We start from the raw sequence: 17,600 nt of genomic DNA on the forward strand, positions 1-17,600 counted from the left end.
TGAGGTCACCTCCGGAAGTCCTCCTTCCAGGGTGCTCCCGAGAGCGGGCGAACGCACCCAGTCGGCTCAGGGCAGCAGCCGTGTCCCGTCCGGTACGGCGATGCCGAACTCCTCGTCGAGGACCCGGCGCGCCTCCGCCTCGTCGGTGAGCTCGCGCCGCTTGACGGTGCCGTCGGGGTGGGTCTCGGTGAGCAGCGCGCCGTTGAGGAGGAGATGGCGGTCGGGAGTGCTGTGCTGGACGTAGGCGCGGCCGCTGAACGGCGAGCGGGGGTTGGTGGCGATGTGCCAGTTGATCACCTCGAAGTCGAGCCGCTCGAACGGTTCGAGAGTGAAGACGTACTGCGCCTGCCAGACGCCCCCGCCGGACGCCCCGGACCCGGACCCGACGGGCTCTCCGGAGCCGACGGGCCCTCCGGGCTCCTCGGACGCCCCGGAGGCCCCGGCCGCCGCCGCGTGCGCCTGGAGCACCCACAGCTCCAGGGGGCCGCGGTGCGGGGCGTGGACGAGGCGATGGCGGCGGCCCGCGTGGTGGAACTCGACGTCCGCGATGAGCGGGACGGGCTCGAGCAGGGCTCCGGGGGCGCCGAAACCGACGTCGGCGAGGTACGGCCGCGGGTCGCCGGGGACCTCGACGAGGAGCGCCATATGGGTGCGGGGCCGCTCCTCGTACCGCTGCGCTCCCACGACGACCCGCGCCGCCAGCAGGGTCACCCCGAAGCCCAGCGCCTCCAGGACGCCCGCGAGCAGCATGTTGTGCTCGTAGCAGTAGCCGCCGCGCCGGCCGCCCCGGACCAGCTTGGCGATCAGGTCCGCGGGGACGAGCGAGGGGACCGTGCCGCGCAGCGGGTCCAGGTTCTCGAAGGGGATGGCGCGACCGTGGGCCAGATGCACCCCCCGCAGAGTCGCCGCGTCGGCACGGCGTTCGCCCTCCCAGCCGATCCTCCTCAGGTAGGAGTCGAGATCGTCAGGGCCGAACGCTGTTGTCTCGGGCATGACTTCACCCTAACCAGCCGGGCACCCTGACCGCCCGAGAGCGACCGAGCGGGAGACGGACGCGCGGACGTGCCGACAAGCAGACGCGCGGACGAGCCGACGCGCCCGTCAACCGGTGTGCAGCATCAGACCGATGCCGACGACGAGGAGACCGGCGGCGACGAGCCGGGGCGCGCCGAACCGCTCCTTGAAGAACAGGGCGCCGATGGCCGCTCCGACGATGATCGACGACTCCCGCAGCGCGGCGATCGGCGCCAGTTCGGCGCGGGTCTGCGCCCACAGGACGAGGGCGTAGGCGAGGACGGACAGCGCGGAGCCGAGCAGGCCCAGGGCGGCGTAGGGGCGGAGCACGGCGAGGGTCTGCCCGCGCCAGCGGTGGACGGCGTAGGCCGGGATGACGACTCCCTGCACGGCCATCAGCCAGGCGATGTACCCCAGGGAGGACCCGGAGGCGCGGACGCCCAGCCCGTCGACGACGGTGTACGTGGCGATGGTCAGCCCGGTCGCCAGCGCGGCGCCGATCGCCGCCCAGTCCGGCCGCCGGCCGCGCAGCCCCCACAGGGCGACGCCGGTCAGCCCCGCGCAGGACAGCGCGACACCGGCGGCCGCCCAGCCGTCCGGCACCTCGTGCGCGAAGACGGCGGCGAGGACGGTGACGACGAGCGGCGCGGAGCCACGCGCGATGGGATAGGCCTGCCCGAAGTCGCCCAGCCGGAACGACCGCATCAGCAGGACGTAGTAGGCGATGTGGATGAGGGCGGAGGACAGCAGGTACGGCCACGCGCGGGCCGCCGGGAACGCGGTGAACGGCACGAGTGCGAGCCCGATGAGCATGCCGCCGCCGGCGATCAGCGTGAACCCGACGAGTTTGTCGGTGATCCGGTGGGCGATGGCGTTCCAACTGGCGTGGGTGATCGCGGCGACCAGGACGGCCGCGGTGACCAGCGGGGTCACGCGGTGCGCTCGCGCACGTCCACGAGGGTCGCGTCGGCGTGCTCGACGAGGTCCCGCGGCGCGATGGGGAAGACGACGTGCGGGTTGCCGGCGGCGGCCCACACGACGTCGTGCGCGAGGAGGTTCCGGTCGGCCAGCACGCGCGTCCGCGTCCGGTGCCCGAAGGGCGGCACTCCCCCGATCGCGTATCCGGTGGTCTCCCGTACGACGTCGGCGGCGGCCCGGGTCACCTTCGCCACGCCGAGTTCCCTGCGCACCAGTTCCACGTCGACGCGTGAGGAGCCGTCCATCAGCACCAGCACGGGCACCCCGTCCGCCGCGAAGATCAGCGACTTGCAGATCTGGCTCAGTTCACATCCGATCGCGGCGGCGGCCTCGGCGGCGGTCCTGGTCGCTTCGGGGAACCGGCGGACCCGGGTGTGGAGTTGGTCGAGGCCCAGGTCGTGCAGGGCCTCGGCGAATCGGGGATGCGCGGCTGTCGTCGTCATGCACGGCACGCTAGCGGTCCGTGTAGGGGGCACGCGAGCGGGTTGTCCGGCCGCACGCAGCCGGGCCCGTGCGGAGCCGTCGTACGTCCCGCGCGAGCGCGTCGAAGCGCCGGGCACGGACGGCGACCTCGGCAGGCCGGTGGCCGGCCGCGGCAAAGAGAAGCCGGTGAGGGCGCCCCGTCCCCACGGAGCCCTCACCGGCGGTCTTGTGCGGTGTACCGGTACGTCAGGCGTGTACCAGTTCCCGGTCCTCGTCGCCGTCACGGGACGAGGCGGCGTCGGCCGGGGTCTTCAGGCCCTCGCCCTCGACGTCCACGTTGGGCAGGGCGCGGTCCAGCCACTTCGGCAGCCACCATGCCTTCTTGCCCAGCAGGGCCAGCACCGCCGGCACGATCGCCATGCGCACGATGAACGCGTCGAAGAAGACGGCGATCGCGAGGCCGAAGCCGATCATCTTGATCATCGACTCGGTGGAGCTGATGAAGCCGCCGAAGACGGCCATCATGATGATCGCGGCGGCGGCCACCACCTTGGCGCTGTGCCGGAAGCCGGTGACGATGGCCTGGCCCGGGCTCTCGCCGTGGACGTACGCCTCCCGCATCCGGGTCACGAGGAACACCTCGTAGTCCATCGCCAGGCCGAAGACCACGCCCACCATGAAGATCGGCATCATCGACATGATCGGGCCGGTCTCCTCGACGCCGATCAGGCCGCCGAGCCAGCCCCACTGGAAGACCGCGACGACGGCGCCGAGCGCGGCGAGCACGCTGAGCAGGAAGCCGAGGGCCGCCTTCAGCGGGACCAGGATGGAGCGGAAGACCACGATCAGCAGCAGGAAGGCCAGGCCGACGACCAGGCCCAGGTACGGGATCAGCGCGTCGTTGAGCTTCTGCGAGAAGTCGATGTTCATCGCGGTGGTGCCGGTGACCAGCACCTGTGCGCCGGTGTCGGCCCTGACGTCGGTGCCCTGGCCACGGATGGCGTGCACCAGGTCCTCGGTCTGGGTCGAGGACGGCTTGGAGCCCGGGATCACGGTGATCGTGGCGGTGTCGCCGGCCTTGTTGAACATCGCCGGGGTGACCGTCGCGACGTCCTCGAGGTCCTTGATCCCGTCGGTCACCGTGGTGGCCGCCGCCTTGGGGTCGTCGCTGTCCTTGGCGTCGACCACGATCATCAGGGGCCCGTTGAAGCCGGGGCCGAAGCCCTCCGACAGCAGGTCGTACGCCCGGCGCTGCGTCGTGGACGTCGGCTGCGAGCCGTCGTCGGGCAGGCCCAGCTCCAGCTGGGTGGCGGGGACGGCGATCGCGCCCAGCCCGACCACGCCGAGCAGCAGCACGGCGGCCGGACGGCGGATGACGAAGCTCGCCCAGCGGACGCCCAGGCCGGGCTTGGCCTGCTTGCCCGGCCGGCCCTTCCCACCAGTCGTGGCACCGGTCATCTCGCCGGCCTCCACGCCGGTCGTCCCGCCGGTCTGCCCACCGGTCTTGCGGCCGTTCTTGCGGCCGGACTTCTCTCCGTTCGAGCCGCGCTTCTCACCGGTGGCCCTGACCCGCTTGCCGGCGTAGCCGAGCAGCGCCGGGATCATGGTCAGCGCGATGAGGACGGCCACCACGACCGTGCCGGCCGCCGCGAGACCCATCTTGGTCAGCATCGGCACGTTGACGACCGCGAGGCCCGCCAGGGCGATCACGACCGTGAGACCGGCGAAGACCACCGCCGAGCCGGCGGTGCCGGTGGCGCGGCCGACCGCCTCCTCGCGGTCGCGGCCCTCGGCCAGTTCGCTCCGGTAGCGGGAGACGATGAACAGCGCGTAGTCGATACCGACCGCGAGGCCGATCATCAGCGCGAGGGTGGAGGTGGTGTCGCCGAGGTCGAGCGCCTTGGCGAGGGCGGTGATGGTGGAGACGCCGATGCCGACACCGATGATCGCCGTCAGCAGCGGCAGTCCGGCGGCGACCAGCGAGCCCAGGGTGATGACGAGGACGACGGCGGCGATCGCGAGACCGATGACCTCGCCGATCGCACCCGGCTCGGCGCCGGCCTGGAGGGCGTCGCCTCCGACGTCGACGGTCAGGCCGGTCGCGCGGGCCTCGTCCCCGGCCTTCTCGAGGGCGTCCCTGGTCGAGTCCTTCAGCTCCATGCCGGGGGCGTCGTACTTCACCGACGTGTAGGCGACCGTCCCGTCCTTGCTCACGGCGTTCGTCGTGAACGGGTCGGTGACGGAGACGACCTCGGAGCCGTCGCCGAGGGCCTTGACGGTCTTCTCGACGGTGGCCTTGTTGGCGGCGTCCGTCATCTTCTCGCCCTCGGGCGCCTTGAAGACGATGCGCCCGGTCCCGCCGTCGGCGCTGGCTCCGGGGAAACGCTGTTCCAGCAGGTCGAAGGCCTTCTGGGCCTCGACGCCTGGGATGGAGAAGGAGGTCGTGCCGGCGGCGGGCGCGGAGGCCGCGCCGACGCCGGCCAGGGTCAGCAGGGCCACCCATATCAGGGCGACGAAGTGGCGTCGCCTGAAGGCGAGACGGCCGAGTTTGTAGAGGAACGTGGCCACGGAGGCGTACTCCCGGTCAGGTCGTGGAGTGGGGCCACAGGCCCCAAGGGCAGGGTTGACCAACCCGCGGGGAGAGCAGGGGTGATCGGCCCGACGACGTGAGCGGTGACGTCAGGATGGGCGGACCGTGGGGACGGTCAGGTGGTGGTGGAGACGCCGAGGGCGGGGAGGACCACGGCGTCGATGTACGAGAGGAGGAAGGCCTGCGTCGGCGGCTGTTCGTCGAGCATGGTGCGGGCGGCGAACGCGCCGATCATCATGTGCGGCACATAGTCGAGCGCGGCGTTGTCAGCACGGACCTCGCCCCGGTCGATCGCCCGCTGGAGCATGTTGCGGAACTCCGCCATCTCCGGCTCGACGAGGTGTTCCTTGAACGCCCTCAGGAGGTCCGGGCTGCCATGGATCGCCATGGCCAGTCCTCGCATCAGCGCGGAGTTCTGCTCCATCTCGCAGTCGTCCGAGCGCATCGTGAGGGCATGCAGGTCGCCCCTGAGCGATCCGGTGTCGACGCCCCCGGCGGAGGCGCCCGGCTTGTCGTGCCGCACCGCCTTCGCCACCAGCTCGGCCTTGCCGCCCCACTGGCGGTAGAGCGTCGCCTTGCTGGATCGGGTGCGGGTGGCGACGGCGTCCATGGTGAGGGCGTCGTAGCCGACCTCACGGAGCAGGTCGAGCACGGCCCGGTACAGCTCGGCCTCGCGCTCGGGCGTGATGCGACTGCGACGCGTCGTTGCGATCTCAGTCATGTCACTCACCTTCCGGCTCCGTCGTCACCGACTCGTCTCGTACACCATGAAGATACCCTGAGGAACAGCGAAACGAAACCGTTTCGTACGTGTGCTGGCTCACGAACGTGAAGGGCGCATAAAGCGAGCACATAAGTTGCCCGGCCCCATTCGCCGGAAAAGCATGGGGAGGTGAGCTATCTGCGTCTGCCCCACCTCAGTGGTGACCTGCTCTGCTTCGTCGCCGAGGACGACCTCTGGCTGGCCCCCCTCGCCGACCCCGGCCGCGCCTGGCGGCTCACCGTCGACCGCACCAAGGCCGGACACCCCAGGTTCTCCCCCGACGGGACCCTGATCGCGTACACGAGCTGGCGCAGTCTCGTCCCGGAGATCCACCTGGTCCCCGTGGACGGCGGACCGGGCCGGCGCCTGACGTACTGGGGCAGCTCCGACACCCAGGTCTGCGGCTGGACGCCCCCCGACCAGGACGGCAACACCGACATCCTCGCCGTCGCCTCCCACGGCGAGCCGTTCTCCTACTTCACCTGGGCCTACAAGGTCCCCACCGACGGCGCACCCGGCCGCAAGCTCCCCTGGGGCCCGGTCTCCGACCTGCAGACCGCCGACATCGCCGGCGAACGCAAAACCCTCCTGCTCACCGGCACCCCGCCGCACGAACCCGCCGCCTGGAAGCGCTACCGGGGCGGGGCGACGGGCCGCCTGTGGCTGCACGGGCAGCGGCTCCTGGCCGACCTCGACGGCCATCTGCACTCCCCCCTCTTCGTCGGCGGACGGATCGCCTTCCTCTCCGACCACGAGGGCGTCGGCAACCTCTACTCCTGCACCCACGACGGCTCCGACCTGCGGCGGCACACCGACCACGACGCCTTCTACGCCCGGCACGCCTCCAGCGACGGCACCCGGGTGGTGTACCAGTGCGCCGGCGACCTGTGGATCGTCGACGACCTCGCCGCCGACTCCGCGCCGCGCCGGATCGACGTACGGCTGAGCGGACCACGCGCGGGGCGGCGGCCCTACCAGATCCCCGCCGCCCAGCACGTGGACGGCATCTCCGTCGACGAGACGGGACGGGCCAGCGCCGTCGTCGTACGCGGCAGCCTGTACTGGCTGACCCACCGGGACGGCCCCGCCCGGACGATCACCGACACCCCCGGGGTACGGGTGCGGCTGCCGGAGATGCTCGGCTCGGGCGGCCAGGTCGCCTATGTGACGGACGCGGAGGGCGAGGACGCCGTCGAGATCGCCCATCTGCCCCGGGCCACCGGCGACCGCGCGCCCCGCAGACTGGCCTCCGGGCGGCTCGGGCGGGTCCTGGAGATGGTGTCCGACCCCGACGGCGAGCGGCTCGCCGTCGCCTCGCACGACGGGCGGCTGCTCCTCATCACCCTCTCCGACGACCTCGCCCTGGCCGACGACCTCGCCCCGGCGGACGGCATCACGGCCTCCGACGACGCGGGCGCCGAGGACCCGGGCGGTACGGGCCCGGGCGGCGCGGAGTCGGATGGCGCGGAGCCGGACGGCGCGGTCACCGAGCTGATCTCGTCGGTCAACGGACCCGTGCGGGACCTGGCCTTCTCCCCCGACGGGAGCTGGCTGACCTGGTCCCATCCGGGGATCGGACGGTCGCTGCGGCAGATCAAGATGGCCCGCATCAAGGACCGGCTCATCGTGGACGTCACCAACGGCCGGTTCGAGGACGAGAACCCGGTCTTCACCCGGGACGGCCGCTACCTGGCCTTCCTCTCCTGGCGCGGCTTCGACCCGGTCTACGACGTGCACACCGGGGACCTGTCCTTCCCCCTCGGCTGCCGCCCCTACCTGGTGCCGCTGTCGTCGGCGACCCCCTCCCCCTTCGCCCTGACCCCGGAGGGCCGGCCGGCCGCCGGAGGTCTGGACCCGGTGGAGGACGACGAGGGCGGCGACGGAGCCGTGACCGTCGAGATCGAGGGCCTGGAGAGCCGCGTCACGCCCTTCCCCGTACCGGCGTCCAAGTACTCGGCGCTGTACCCGGTGGCGGGCGGCGGACTGGTGTGGCTGCGCTGGCCGATCTCGGGGGCGCTGGGCGAGACCTTCGCGAACCCGGACGACACCAGCGGGCGGCCGACCCTCGAGCACTTCAACATCAGCAAGGCGAAGAAGTCCGAACTCGTCGACCACCTCGACTGGTTCGCGCTCAGCGGGGACGGCTCCCGGCTGGTCGTGGTCGACGAGGGCGACCTGCGGGCCGTGCCGTCGGCCGAGTCCGGCGACCTGGACTCCACGGTCTGGATCGACCTGCGCCGCATCCTGCACGAGGTGGACCCGGGCGCCGAGTGGCGGCAGTCCTACGAGGAGGCCGGCCGGCTGATCCGCGCCTACTTCTGGGACCCGGGGATGTGCGGCATCGACTGGGACGCGGTCCTCGACCAGTACCGGCCGCTCGTCGAACGGGTCGCTTCCCCCGACGAGTTCGCGGACCTGCTGCGTGAGGTGCTCGGCGAGCTGGGCACGTCCCACGCGTACGTCACCGCCGCCCGCCGCAACGAGGGCCCTCCGCACTACCAACGACTCCAGGGCCTGCTCGGCGCCAACCTGGTACGCCGGGACGCCGGTTGGACGGTCCGGCGGATCCTGCCCGGCGACTCCTCCGACTCCAAGGCGCGTTCCCCGCTGGCCGGGACCGGGATCCGGGACGGGGCGGTCCTCACCCACGTGGACGGACGGCGGGTCGACCCGGTGACCGGCCCGTATCCGCTCCTCGCCGGCGCGGGCGGCACCACCGTGGAACTCACCTTCACCTCGGCCGAGGGCGGTTCGGGCCGTCCGCGCCGGGTGGCCGTGGTCCCGCTCGTCGACGAACGCCCGCTGCGCTACCAGGACTGGGTGGCCAAACGGCGGGCCGTGGTACACGAGTTGAGCGGCGGCCGGTGCGGCTACCTGCACATCCCCGACATGGGCGGCTCGGGCTGGGCCCAGTTCAACCGCGATCTGCGGATGGAGGTGTCCAGGCCCGCGCTGCTCGTGGACGTGCGCGGCAACGCGGGCGGGCACATCAGCGAGCTGGTGGTGGAGAAGCTGACCCGCACCATCCTCGGCTGGGACCTCACCCGCGACGCCCAGCCGGTGTCGTACGCCTCGAACGCGCCGAGAGGTCCGGTGGTGGCGCTGGCCGACGAGGCGACGTCCTCGGACGGCGACATGATCACGGCCGCCTTCAAGCTGCTCAAGCTGGGCCCGGTGGTCGGCCAGCGCACCTGGGGCGGCGTGGTCGGCATGACCGGCCGCCACCAGCTCGGCGACGGCACCGTCATCACCGTCCCGATGAACGCGGCCTGGTTCGACGCGTACGGCTGGTCCGTGGAGAACCGGGGTGTCACCCCCGACCTCGAAGTGCTGCGCACCCCGCTCGACTGGGCCGAAGGCCGCCACGCCCAACTCGACGACGCCGTACGGCTGGCCCTGGACCTCCTCACCAGCCGCCCCCCGGCGAGCCCGCCGACCTACGACGACGTCCCCGACCGCTCCCGGCCCAAGTTGCCTCCCCGCCAAGGGCTTTAGGAGAAGGTCTTCGCAACGGGGCAGGGCGCCCTCCCGGAAGGGAGGGCGCCCCACGTCATCGCACAGACCGGGTCCGGCTAGAAGTCCTGGCCGATACGGTCGTCGTCCTCGTGCCGCATGCGCTCCGTGTCCTGGCCGGGACGCTGGCCGGAACGCTCGCCGGGACGCTGGCCCGGACGCTCACCGGGACGCTCACCGGACCGCTCGCCCGGACGCTCACCGGGACGCTCGCCCGGGTGCTGCTTGCCGCGCTGCTGCGCCTGCTCCTTGGCCTGCCCGACCTTCTGCTTGGCCTGCTGCTTGAACTGCTCGGACTGGTCCTGGAACTTGTCCTTCATACCCATGTGGGTTCACTCCTGTGGGGAGATGAGGGGGGTTGGGGCCCCTTGGTGGGGCCTCGACCAGATTCACACGGGCGCTCACCGCGCGCATCTCGATCAACTACGCTGCGTAGCCCTCGCCTGTTCGTCGGCGGAGCCGCCCGCTCCCACCAGTCCCGTCCGCATCCCCTGCAGCCGGGGCGCGAACCGCTTCATCTCGCGCTGGCCCACCGTCCCGATGAGCGCGGGCAGATAGCCGCGCACTCCCTGCATCCCGCGCAGCCACCACTGTCCGTACACGTGCGACGAGCGCCGTTCGATCCCGGCCACGATCCGGTCGACGGCCGGCCCCAGCGGGTACGTCTTGTTCGACGGCCACGGCAGCCGCTGCCTCAACTCCCGCATCACCTCGTCCTGATCGGCGCCCCGCACCATGTCGGTGTCGGTCCAGGACAGGTAGCCGACGCCGACGCGGACACCCTGGTGGCCGACCTCGGCGCGCAGGCTGTGCGCGTACGCCTCCACGCCCGACTTGGACGCGCAGTACGCCGTCATCATCGGTGCCGGGGTGATCGCGGCGAGCGAGGCGATCTGGAGCAGGTAGCCGCGGCTCTCCCGCAGCAGCGGCAGGAAGGCGCGGGCCGTGACCGCCGAGCCGATCAGGTTGACCTCGATGACCCGTCGCCAGGCCTCCGGGTCGGAGTCGGCGAACGGACCGCCGTTGGCCACACCGGCGTTGGCGACCACGATGTCCACCTTGCCGAAGCGCTCCTTCACCTCCGCCGCGACCCGGGCCATCGCCTCGTGGTCGGTGACGTCGGCGTACCAGTGGCCGCTGTCGCTGTGCAGCCGCTCGGAGACCTGCTTGAGCGCGTCCGGCTCCAGGCCGACCAGCGCGACCTTCACACCGCGCGCGGAGAGCTTGCGGGCCAGCAGCTCCCCGACGCCCCGCGCGGCCCCGGTCACGACGGCGACCTGCCCTTCGAGACTGACCCTGCTCATGCGCCCTCCTTCAACTGTGCGTATGTGGTGACGAGTTCCCGGATCCGGCCGGTGACCAGGTCGGGTGCCTCGACCGGCGTCATGTGGCCGAGGCCGGGCAGTTCGGTGAGACCGACGCAGTACGGGAGCGCGGCGGCGATCCGGCGGGCGTGCACCGGCGGGGTGAGCCGGTCGCCGCTGCCGACGATCACCGCCGTGGGCACCCGCAACTCCCGTACGCCGTGGTCGAGATCGAGCAGGTTCAGCACGTGCGACCAGGTGTACCGCACCTTGCGCGGACAGGCGTGCACGATGCGGGCGCACGCGTCCACCATGTGCGGGGCGGAACCGGCGCCCATCGTGGCGTACTTGAGGATCCGCTTCGCGACCGGCGTGACCGGCCCGAGGGGCGCCCTCGACCCGAGGATGTGCCGGGTCAGCCAGGTCCGCAGCGGGCCGGGCCGCAGGGGGAGGACGGTGGACTCGGCGACCAGGGCCGAGGCGCCGGTGCTGCACAGCAGGACGGCCGCCGCGTGCTCCTGGAAGACGTCCCTGGCGGCCGCCGCCAGCACCGTCATGCCGCCCATGGAGTGCCCGGCGATCACGGCCTTCTCGCCGGGCGCGAGCGTCGCCGCGAGGACCGCTTCCAGGTCGTCGGCGAGGGTGTCGGTGCTGCACGCCTGGCTCGGCAGGGTGCGTCCGTGGCCGCGCTGGTCGTAGGCGATGACCCGGTGGTCGGCGGCCAGGTCCCGGATCTGGGCCGCCCAGAAAGCGGTCGAGCAGGTCCAGCCGTGGGCGAGGACGACGGCGGGCGCGCTCTCGGGTCCGTGGACCTCGACGTGCAGGAGCGTGCCGTCGGCGGAGACGGCGGTGAGCTCGCGGGCGGAGGTCATGCCGTCACCTCGTCGTTCTCGGTGTGCTCCGCGCGGGCCGGCGACACCGCGGGGGCGCGCAGGACCTCGTACTCCGCGAGGTCGACGCGCCGGGTGGCCCGCCGGAACTCGGCCGTGGTGCCCGGCCAGATGGTGGTGTTGCGGCCGCTCGCGTCCAGGTACCAGCTGGTGCAGCCGCCCGTGTTCCACACCGTTCGCTTCATCCGGTCCTGCACCCTGCGGTTCCAGGCGTGCACGGCGCTCGGCCGGGCGTCCAGCGCCGCGCGCCCTCCGAGGACGTCGAGCTGGCGCAGATAGTCGGCCATGTAGTTCAGCTGGGACTCGATCATCAGGATCATGGAGGAGTTCCCGAGGCCGGTGTTGGGGCCGATGATCGTCATCCAGTTGGGGAAGCCTGCGGCGGAGGCGCCGCGCAGGGCCTCCATGCCGTCCTTCCAGCTCTCCGCGAGCGTCCGCCCGTCGCCGCCCACCACCCGGTCGGCGATCGGCATGTCGGTGACGTGGAAGCCGGTGCCGAAGACGATGGCGTCGACCTCGGCCTCGCTGCCGTCGGCGGCGACCAGCGTGGACCCGCGGATCTCGCTCAGCCCGCTCGCGACGACGTCCACGTTGGGCTGGGCGAGGGCCGGATAGTAGGTGCTGGACAGCAGGATCCGCTTGCAGCCGATGCGGTAGTCCGGGGTGAGCCTGGCGCGCAGGGCCGGGTCCTTGATGGCTCGGGCCATGTTCTGCCTGGCCAGTTGCTCGACGAGTCCGAGCTGGTTCGGGTGTTTGGTGAACGCCTGGACCTGGAGTTCCCGGATGCCCCAGAGCAGTCCGCGGCGCAGCTGGGTGGTGAAGGGCACGGCGCGGTGCAGTGCGCGCTCCGCGCCGCTGATGGGCCGGTCCATGCGGGGCATCACCCAGGGCGGGGTGCGCTGGAAGAGCGTCAGCCGGGAGACGTCGGGCTGGACGGCGGGCACGATCTGGATGGCGGAGGCGCCGGTGCCGACCATGGCGACGCGCTGCCCGGTGAGGTCGTGGTCGTGGTCCCAGCGCGCCGAGTGGAAGACCTTGCCGGGGAAGGTGTCGAGGCCGGGGATCTCCGGGATCTTCGGGTCGGACAGCGGCCCGGTGGCCGACACGACGACATCGGCGGAGTACCGCCCGCCGCTGGTCTCGATGTCCCAGCGCAGCTCCTGCGCGTCCCACGTCATGCGCAGCACCTCGGAGTCCAGCCGCAGATGCGGACGGAGCCCGAAGACGTCCGCGACGTGCTCCAGATAGGCGCGGATGTGCTCCTGTCCGGAGAAGGTGCGCGGCCAGTCCGGGTTGGGCGCGAAGGAGAAGGAGTACAGGTGGGAGGGCACGTCACAGGCGCACCCGGGGTAGCTGTTGTCCCGCCAGGTCCCGCCGACGCTGCCCGCCCGCTCCAGGACGACGAAGTCGGTGATCCCCTCGCGGCGCAGCCGCACGGCCGCCCCCAGTCCACCGAAACCGGACCCGATCACCGCCACCCGTACGTGTTCGGTCATCCCGACGCCTCCTAGCCGTGCGTGCGACTCTACGGACTCTGCCAGTGAACACTGGCGCAATGGGAGCGTAGAGCAGCTCCGTACCGATGGGTAGGGGCCGGGAGAGGGAAAGTTACCGGTGGTACAACATAGGCTTCGCCCGTGACGGACAAGCGGGAGTACCGAACGGAGGAGCTGGCCGCGGAGGCCGGCATCACGGTGCGCACCCTGCGCTTCTACCGCGAGCGCAAGCTCCTCGCGCCACCCCGCCGCGAGGGCCGTATCGCCTGGTACGACGACCATCACCTGGCTCGCCTGCGCACGATCGCGGCGCTGCTGGAACGCGGCCACACCCTCACCGGCATCGCGGAGCTGGCGGACGCCCTCGACCACGGCCGCGGCGTGGCCGACCTCCTGGGCGTCGGCGGCCCCACCGAGGAGGAGCCGGTCCGGCTGACCCCCGAGGAACTCGCCGCGCGTTTCGAGGGCCAGGTCACCACCGAGAACCTCGCCGCCGCCCTGGACCTCGGCTACCTGGGCACCGACGGCGACGAGATCGTCCACATCAGCCGCCGCCTGCTGGACGTCTCCTCCGCCCTGGTCCGCGAGGGCATCCCGCTCGCCGAGGTGCTGGCGGCCGGCGTCCGGGTCCGCGAACACGCCGACGCCCTCGCCGCCCTCTTCACCGACCTGATCCTGCGCCACGCGACCGAGGACGACCTGCCCCGCCTGCGCCCACTGGCACGCAGCGTCGTCGAGGCGGAACTGTCCCTGGCACTGGACCGACGGCTGCACGGGACGACCTAGAGATCCCGGCCGCTGCCAGGATCCCCCGTTCGTCGTGGTGATGGCGGTCACACCCGATAGACGCTCACGGTCTCGCTTGCCGTCGCGCTGCAGTCGTGCGGGCCGTCGCGCTCACCGTCGCGCCTGAAGTCGCGCCGGCCCTCATACCCAGGTAGTACGTGCCGTCGCCCCTGAGGTCGCCCTACAGGTCGTAGACCACCGTCACCGGAGCATGGTCCGACCAGCGCTCGCCGTGCGTGGCCGCCCGCTCCACGAAGCCCTTGACGGCCTTGCCCGCGAGGGTGGGCGTGGAGACGTGCAGGTCGATGCGCCATCCGGAATCGTTGTCGAAGGCCCGGCCCCGGTACGACCACCACGTGTACGGTCCCGCCACGTCCGGGTGCAGTGACCGTACGACGTCCACGTAGCCGCCGTCCGCCGGGGCGAAGACCCGGGTCAGCCAGTCGCGCTCCTCCGGGAGGAAGCCGGAGTTCTTGGTGTTGGAGCGCCAGTTCTTCAGGTCGGCCTGCTGGTGGGCGATGTTCCAGTCGCCCACCACGAGGACCTCGCGGCCGTCGGCGGCGGCACGGGCCCGCAGGTCCTTGAGGTGGGCCAGGAACTCGCCCATGAAGCGGACCTTCTCGTCCTGCCGGTCGGTGCCGACCTCGCCGGAGGGCAGGTAGAGGGAGGCGATCGTCACACCGGGCAGGTCGGCCTCGACGTAACGGCCGCTGCCGTCGAACTCGGACGAGCCGAAGCCGATCCGGACGGCGTCCGGCTCACGGCGGCTGTAGAGGGAGACACCGGCGCGGCCCTTCGCGGCGGCCGGCGCGTGGGTGACGAACCAGCCCTCGGGGGCCCGCACCGCCTCCGGCAGCTGCCCCGGCTCGGCCCGCACCTCCTGGAGGCACAGCACGTCGGCGGAGGTGTCCGCGAGCCACTCCACGAAGCCCTTCTTCGCGGCGGCACGCAGTCCATTCACGTTCACGGAGGTCACGGTCAGCACCCCGGCACGATACAGGCCGGCCCGGACCCGCGCGGGCCTCCGCCGTCCGCCCCGACCGCCGCCCCCGGCGTCCGTCGCCCGCCGTCCGGCGGTTACCGGCACACTGGACCGGGTCCAGAATCGACTTTTCCAGGATTGTGCATACAACTACTGTGGGCAGCATGAATATACGTCCGGTCGCCTTCGACCACCCCGACGCCGTCAAGCTCAACGACGAGGTCCAGGCCGAGTACCACGAGCGCTACGGCGACGGAGGTGACGCCACGGTCCTCGAGCCGTCCGACTTCCGGCGGCCGAACGGGGTCTACCTGATCGCGTACGACGAGCTGGACCGCCCGGTGGCCACAGGCGGCTGGCGCAGCCAGGACGACGACGGCGAGGGGCACGAGGACGGCGACGCCGAACTCAAGCGGATGTTCGTCGTCCGGGAGATGCGGGGCAGAGGACTGGCCCGGCGGATGCTCACCGCGCTGGAGGAGGACGCGCGGGCGGCCGGCCGCGTCCGGATGGTCCTGGAGACCGGCACCGAGCAGCCCGAGGCCATCGCCCTGTACACCTCCAGCGGGTACGCGCCGTGCACGAAGTTCGGCTACTACCGCGAGTACGAGAACAGCCGGTGCTACGCCAAGCCGCTCGGCTCCTGAGGAACCCCGGCCTCCGAGGCCGCCCGGCTCCGGGAGAGCCTCAGCTCCTGAGGTAGGCGAGCACCGCCAGGACACGGCGGTGGGTGTCGTCGGCCGGGGGCAGGTCCAGCTTGGTGAGGATGCCGCCGATGTGTTTGCCGACGGCCGCCTCCGACACCACCAGCTGCCGGGCTATCGCACCGTTGGACCGCCCCTCCGCCACCAGCGCCAGCACCTCCCGCTCCCGCGGGGTGAGCCGGGCCAGGGGGTCGCGGCGCCGGCGCAGCAGTTGCCGTACGACCTCCGGGTCGACGACCGTGCCGCCGGCCGCGACCTCGCGCAGCGCGTCGACGAACTCCTCCACCTGACCGACCCGGTCCTTGAGCAGATAGCCGACGGCGGTGCCGTCGCCGGAGTCGAGGAGTTCGGCCGCGTACGCGCGCTGCACGTACTGACTGAGGACGAGAACCGGCAGTCCGGGCCGCTCCGCGCGCAGCAGGACCGCCGCCCTCAGCCCCTCGTCCTGGAAGGCGGGCGGCATGCGGACGTCGGTCACGACGATGTCGGGCGCGTGGTCGGCGACCGCCTCCAGCAGCCCCGGCGCGTCGCCCACCGCCGCCACGACCTCGTGCCCGAAGCGGGTGAGCAGTGTCGTCAGGCCGTCGCGCAGCAGGACGCCGTCCTCGGCGAGGACTAGGCGGAGGCCCCGGTGACCGTTCCCGTCCGCCCGTTCGGCCCGCTCGACGGACCCGACGGACCCGGCCCGCTCGACGAGCCCGGCTGATGCGACGGGGTCGGCTGATCCGACGGGCTCGGCTCGCTCGACGGGCTCGGGGTCGGCTCGCAAGGGATCTCCACACGCAGCTGGGTCGGTCCGCCCGGCGGGCTGGTCAGGGTCAGTCTTCCATCGAGCACCGACACCCGGTCCGCGAGACCGGTGAGGCCGGTGCCGCGGCCGCGGTCGGCGCCGCCCCGGCCGTCGTCGGTCACCTCCAGGACGAGCAGCCGCCCGCCCCGGTGCTCCGCACGCACGCGTGCGCGCCGCGCACCGCTGTGCCGGGCCACGTTGGCCAGTGCCTCGCGGACCACGAAGTAGGCGGCGGCCTCCACGGCCTGCGGGAGCCGCGGCACCGGCCGGGCGAACTCCACGTCCACGGGGACGGGCGAGCGGTCGGCCGCGTCGGCGACGGCCGCCTCCAGGCCGAAGTCGGCGAGCACCTGGGGGTGGATGCCGTGGATCAGCTCACGCAGCTCCGCGAGGGCCGCGCCCGCCTCCTCATGGGCGCGGGCGAGCTGCTCGGCGAGGGGGCCGCCGGGCGGGGCGTCGAGCCGGGCCAGGCCGAGGTTCATGGTGAGCGCGACCAGACGCTGCTGAGCGCCGTCGTGCAGATCGCGTTCGATCCGTCGGCGCTCCCCCTCGAACGCGTCGACCAACCGCGCGCGTGAGCGCGTCAGTTCCACGACCCTGGCCTGCGGATCGCCCCCGCGCGGGGCGACGAGCAGCCGGGTCAGCGCGGCCCTGGCCCCCGCCGCGGCCCCGAGGGCGTACCCGCCCACCGCCAGCAGCAGCACACCCAGCGCGGCGGCGCCGAAAGCGGCCGGCCAGCCGGTCACCGTCCACACCTTGAGCACCTTCGTCTCACGGCCCCCGCCGACCGTCGCCAGCAGCAGCGGGGCCGCGACCGTCGCGAGCGGGACGAACAGGGCGACGGTCAGCAGGAGTGCCTCGGCCGGCCAGAGAAGGCACGCGGCGAGGAAGGTGTGGCCGAGCTCGCGCCAGGTGGCCCGTTCCCGCAGCCGGGTGGTGAGCCAGCTGCGCAGGCCCGGCGCGACGGGCTCGGCATGCGCGCCGGGCGCGTCGTCCGCGTCGACGAGGCGCAGCCGGCGCCGCTCCAGGGCGGCCACGGGCAGCCCGGCGAAGGCGAGCGCCGCGAGCAGTGGCAGCCCGACGAGGACGACCGCGAGAACTCCGCCCACCGCCACCACCGCGACCAGCCCCACGAGGACGGCCGCCCCGGTGACGGCGCCCGTCAGCAGATAGGCGACGGCCCGCCAGGGCCACGGCGACAGCAGGTAACCCGGGCGGACCAGGGCCTGCCACACGTTTCGGGGGTGCATACGGATCACCGTAGAAGGGGCGCCGCGCGAGGACCATCGGCCTGACCGGAGGTTCGGGGGTATGCCTGGCCCTACCCCAGGTCTCGGTCCTGCCCGAGAGACCGGACCGGGGCGCGC

The 17,600-nt window shown here is 72.4% G+C and carries 14 protein-coding genes and 1 pseudogene; 3 read left to right on the forward strand and 12 right to left on the reverse strand.

Going from position 1 to position 17,600, the window contains the following annotated elements:
• Positions 1–66 precede the first annotated feature (66 nt).
• From ASD48_RS07835 to ASD48_RS07855, 5 genes are all read right to left on the reverse strand, one after another.
• On the reverse strand, positions 67–993 hold the full coding sequence (locus ASD48_RS07835; protein WP_057600636.1) for an arylamine N-acetyltransferase: 927 nt from the start codon (positions 991–993) through the stop codon (positions 67–69).
• A 108-nt stretch (positions 994–1,101) separates the two neighbouring features.
• Positions 1,102–1,947, reverse strand: coding sequence for a DMT family transporter (locus ASD48_RS07840; RefSeq protein WP_057600637.1), 846 nt, complete (start codon positions 1,945–1,947; stop codon positions 1,102–1,104).
• Complete coding sequence (locus ASD48_RS07845) at positions 1,944–2,435, reverse strand: YbaK/EbsC family protein (protein ID WP_057600638.1); 492 nt, start codon at positions 2,433–2,435, stop codon at positions 1,944–1,946. The genes ASD48_RS07840 and ASD48_RS07845 overlap by 4 nt, the downstream gene beginning before the upstream one ends.
• Before the next feature lie 226 nt (positions 2,436–2,661).
• A complete protein-coding gene (locus tag ASD48_RS07850) occupies positions 2,662–4,983 on the reverse strand; it encodes an MMPL family transporter (RefSeq protein ID WP_057600639.1) in 2,322 nt (773 codons plus the stop codon).
• 137 nt (positions 4,984–5,120) lie between these two features.
• Positions 5,121–5,726, reverse strand: coding sequence for a TetR/AcrR family transcriptional regulator (locus tag ASD48_RS07855; RefSeq protein WP_057600640.1), 606 nt, complete (start codon positions 5,724–5,726; stop codon positions 5,121–5,123).
• A gap of 171 nt (positions 5,727–5,897) precedes the next feature.
• On the opposite strand from ASD48_RS07855, the gene ASD48_RS07860 reads away from it, so the two are divergent.
• Positions 5,898–9,263 (forward strand): S41 family peptidase, encoded by a 3,366-nt coding sequence (locus ASD48_RS07860; RefSeq protein ID WP_057600641.1) that lies wholly within the window; start codon positions 5,898–5,900, stop codon positions 9,261–9,263.
• A gap of 77 nt (positions 9,264–9,340) precedes the next feature.
• Here ASD48_RS07860 and ASD48_RS07865 read toward each other — a convergent pair whose 3' ends face one another.
• From ASD48_RS07865 to ASD48_RS07880, 4 genes are all read right to left on the reverse strand, one after another.
• Entirely contained in the window at positions 9,341–9,607 is a 267-nt protein-coding gene (locus ASD48_RS07865) for a hypothetical protein (protein WP_057600642.1), read from the reverse strand.
• Positions 9,608–9,700: 93 nt separating this feature from the next.
• Positions 9,701–10,585, reverse strand: coding sequence for an SDR family oxidoreductase (locus tag ASD48_RS07870; RefSeq protein ID WP_057600643.1), 885 nt, complete (start codon positions 10,583–10,585; stop codon positions 9,701–9,703).
• Positions 10,582–11,457, reverse strand: coding sequence for an alpha/beta hydrolase (locus ASD48_RS07875; protein ID WP_057600644.1), 876 nt, complete (start codon positions 11,455–11,457; stop codon positions 10,582–10,584). Before ASD48_RS07875 ends, ASD48_RS07870 begins: the two co-directional genes overlap by 4 nt.
• Positions 11,454–12,971, reverse strand: coding sequence for an NAD(P)/FAD-dependent oxidoreductase (locus ASD48_RS07880; protein ID WP_057600645.1), 1,518 nt, complete (start codon positions 12,969–12,971; stop codon positions 11,454–11,456). Before ASD48_RS07880 ends, ASD48_RS07875 begins: the two co-directional genes overlap by 4 nt.
• Before the next feature lie 141 nt (positions 12,972–13,112).
• Between ASD48_RS07880 and ASD48_RS07885 the strand changes: the two genes are divergently transcribed.
• Positions 13,113–13,757 (forward strand): MerR family transcriptional regulator, encoded by a 645-nt coding sequence (locus tag ASD48_RS07885; protein ID WP_057600646.1) that lies wholly within the window; start codon positions 13,113–13,115, stop codon positions 13,755–13,757.
• A gap of 181 nt (positions 13,758–13,938) precedes the next feature.
• Here ASD48_RS07885 and ASD48_RS07890 read toward each other — a convergent pair whose 3' ends face one another.
• Entirely contained in the window at positions 13,939–14,742 is an 804-nt protein-coding gene (locus tag ASD48_RS07890) for an exodeoxyribonuclease III (RefSeq protein ID WP_057600647.1), read from the reverse strand.
• Between the two features lie 161 nt (positions 14,743–14,903).
• On the opposite strand from ASD48_RS07890, the gene ASD48_RS07895 reads away from it, so the two are divergent.
• Positions 14,904–15,386 (forward strand): GNAT family N-acetyltransferase, encoded by a 483-nt coding sequence (locus ASD48_RS07895; protein WP_057600648.1) that lies wholly within the window; start codon positions 14,904–14,906, stop codon positions 15,384–15,386.
• Positions 15,387–15,426: 40 nt separating this feature from the next.
• Here ASD48_RS07895 and ASD48_RS07900 read toward each other — a convergent pair whose 3' ends face one another.
• Positions 15,427–16,212, reverse strand: a complete 786-nt coding sequence (locus ASD48_RS07900; protein ID WP_079073653.1) for a response regulator transcription factor — start codon at positions 16,210–16,212, stop codon at positions 15,427–15,429.
• Positions 16,206–17,483, reverse strand: a pseudogene (locus ASD48_RS07905) (sensor domain-containing protein); the annotation flags it as partial. The pseudogene ASD48_RS07905 and the gene ASD48_RS07900, both read right to left, overlap by 7 nt.
• Positions 17,484–17,600 lie beyond the last annotated feature (117 nt).

This window comes from Streptomyces sp. Root1310 (genome assembly GCF_001426425.1).
Classification (GTDB): Bacteria; Actinomycetota; Actinomycetes; order Streptomycetales; family Streptomycetaceae; genus Streptomyces.